This window comes from Natronospira sp. (genome assembly GCF_007134575.1).
GTDB lineage: Bacteria > Pseudomonadota > Gammaproteobacteria > Natronospirales > Natronospiraceae > Natronospira > Natronospira elongata.
On the sequence record NZ_SLKM01000281.1, the window covers coordinates 1 to 2,906 of the forward strand.

The 2,906-nt window shown below is 61.7% G+C and carries 3 protein-coding genes; all 3 read left to right on the forward strand.

Going from position 1 to position 2,906, the window contains the following annotated elements; genetic code table 11:
* Positions 1–1,146, forward strand: a complete 1,146-nt coding sequence (locus tag ACJWXQ_RS11315; protein ID WP_406672834.1) for an MFS transporter — start codon at positions 1–3, stop codon at positions 1,144–1,146.
* Positions 1,146–2,165 (forward strand): aspartate-semialdehyde dehydrogenase, encoded by a 1,020-nt coding sequence (locus ACJWXQ_RS11320; RefSeq protein WP_346049839.1) that lies wholly within the window; start codon positions 1,146–1,148, stop codon positions 2,163–2,165. The genes ACJWXQ_RS11315 and ACJWXQ_RS11320 overlap by 1 nt, the downstream gene beginning before the upstream one ends.
* A 131-nt stretch (positions 2,166–2,296) precedes the next feature.
* A partial coding sequence (locus ACJWXQ_RS11325) for a FimV family protein (RefSeq protein ID WP_406672835.1) occupies positions 2,297–2,906 on the forward strand: 610 nt, incomplete at its 3' end.

A 2,906-nucleotide genomic window follows, 5' to 3' on the forward strand; every position in this document is an offset into this window, starting at 1 on the left:
GTGCTCGGCGGATTGGTGCCTTATTGGGGGCCTTATCTGCGCTCGCTGGAGTTCAGCCCCGCGCAGATTGGCGAGCTGATGGCCATCCTCCTGGGCACCAAGATCATTGCTCCCTATCTCTGGGGGTGGATCGCGGATCAGAGCGGGCGGCGGGTTGCCATCATCCGTCTGGCGGCTTTCATGGCCGCCGCCTGTTTCGCGGGCATCCTCGCTGGTGACAGTTACCTCTGGATTGCGGCCGTCATGCTGGCTTTCAGTTTCTTCTGGAATGCCGCCTTGCCCCAGTTCGAGGCCCTGACCCTCAACCATCTGGGCACCCGGGTGGAGCGATACGGGCGTATCCGCCTATGGGGCTCGGTGGGGTTCATTGCGTCGGTGGTGGTACTGGGCCCGCTTTTGGATCAGTTTGGCGAGGCCCTGCTGCCCTGGGTCATCTGGGCGCTTTTGGTCCTGCTGTGGTTTTCAACCCTGGCCGTCTCCGAGCGTCCGGACCGCCGCGCCCAGCCCAGCGCGGGCGGGATCGCCGCGATAATGCGCCGGCCCGAAGTCATTTCCCTGTTCCTGGCCTGTTTCCTGGCCAAGGCCAGTCATGGGCCCTACTACGGCTTTTTCACCATTTATCTGCAGGATGCCGGCTACCAGGGGCTGGTCATTGGCGCGCTCTGGGCCCTGGGGGTCGTTGCCGAGATTGGCGTTTTTCTGATCATGCCGCGTCTGCTGGCAAACGCCGGACCCCGCACCCTGATGGTCGTGGCTCTCGGCCTGACTGCCCTGCGCTGGCTGCTGATCGCGCTATTTATTGATAAAATGCCGGTATTGATCGCGGCCCAGCTCTTGCATATGGCCAGCTTCGGCCTTTATCACGCCGTCGCCGTCCATTTCATTCACCGCTTCTTCCGGGGGCCATTTCAAGGCCGGGGCCAGGCCTTATACAGCAGCCTGAGTTTTGGTGCCGGGGGTGCCGTGGGCAGCCTTGGTGCCGGCTATCTATGGGCCGGAACCGATGGGGTTCTGGTTTTTCTGCTGGCCGGCTTGCTGGCGGGCCTGGGGCTGGTGGTCGCCTGGCTCGGCTTGCCCACCGGGCGAGAGCCGGGTGGTGGGCCGCAACATTCATCGAACCTTCAGACAACGGGAGTCAGATCCTAATGAGCAAGCAAGTGGACATTGCAGTCGTGGGCGCCACCGGAGCGGTTGGAGAGACCATGCTTTCCATCCTGGAACAGCGCCAGTTTCCGGCGGGGAAGGTCTACCCCCTCGCCAGCAGCCGTTCCGCGGGCAAGAAGCTTCGTTATGCCGGCAAGGAGATCACGGTCGAGGATCTCGCCGAGTTTGATTTCTCCAAGGTCCAGGTCGCCCTGTTTTCCGCCGGTGGTGATATCTCCGCCCAGTTCGCCCCCAAGGCGGCGGCAGCCGGTTGCGTGGTGATCGACAACACTTCCAAGTTTCGCCTGGAAGACGACATCCCCCTGGTGGTTCCGGAGGTGAACCCGGAAAAGATTGCCGAGTATCGCAATCGTGGCATCATCGCCAACCCCAACTGCTCCACCATTCAGATGCTGGTGGCGCTCAAACCCCTTCATGACGCGGCGACCATCAAGCGGATCAATGTGGCCACTTACCAGGCCGTGTCCGGTGGCGGCAAATCCGCCATGGAAGAGTTGGCCGATCAGACCGCCAAGCTGCTCAATGGCAAGCCGATTGAGAACAAGATTTCGCCCAAGCAGATCGCCTTCAATGCCATTCCGCATATCGACACCTTCCAGGACAATGGCTACACCCGTGAAGAAATGAAGATGGTCTGGGAGACCCAGAAGATCCTCGATCCCGCCATCCAGGTGAATCCCACCGCCGTGCGGATTCCGGTGTTTTTCGGTCACAGTGAGGCCGTTCATATCGAAACCCGGGAAAAATTGAGCGCGGAAGAGGCCACTCGCCTGCTGGAGAAGGCGCCGGGCGTGGAAGTTCTGGATCGCCGTGAGCCCGCCGGCTACCCCACCGCGGTGACCGAGGCCGCCAATCAGGATCCCGTCTATGTGGGCAGAATCCGCGAAGATATTTCCCACGAGAGCGGCCTGAATCTGTGGGTGGTGGCGGATAATGTCCGCAAGGGTGCGGCACTCAACAGTGTTCAGATCGCCGAGCTTTTGGTAAAAGACTATTTGTGAGCTATATTTAGCCCATTATCATGAGAAAACTGGTGAGGACTTTGCTCCATGCCCATGAGCAGTCCGGTAATGCCGGGTCGCTGCTGTATCTCAAAAGGTGGCCGGAGTGAACGGGGAGTGACGGAGTGAGAATGAAATCAAGACTGGCCTACGCGGCGCTGCTGCTCGCCCTGATCTGGGCGCCTGCTTCCCTGGCTCTCGGCCTCGGGGATGTGGAGCTGCGTTCCCACCTCAATCAGCCGCTGGATGCCCGCATCGCTCTGGTTTCTCCCACCGAGGAGGAGCTGGACGCGCTTGAGGTGCGGATGGCCTCGCCGGAGCATTTCGAACGGTACGGCCTGGATCGCGGCGCGCTTCATGCTCGTATCCGCTTCGAACTGGTTCGGGACGGCCGGGATTCCTATATCCAGGTCAGTACCGAGCAGCCCGTCCGTGAACCCTTCGTGTCTTTCCTGGTGGAAGCACGCTGGGCCGCTGGCCGCCTGCTGCGGGAATACACTCTGCTGCTGGATCCGCCGGATTTTGCTCCCGGCGAAGCGGCCGAGCCCGAGCGTCCCGTGGCGGAACGGGAGGAAGAGCCCCGACGCCCGGAACCCCGCCCTGAGCCGCGTCCGGAACCGCGAGCGGAAGCTGAACCGGAAGTCAGCGAGGAAGTCCGAGAGGAACCGCGCCGGGTTGCCCCGGAAGTGGAATTGGGCGGTCGTTATGGACCCATTCGTCGTAATCAGACCCTCTGGGACA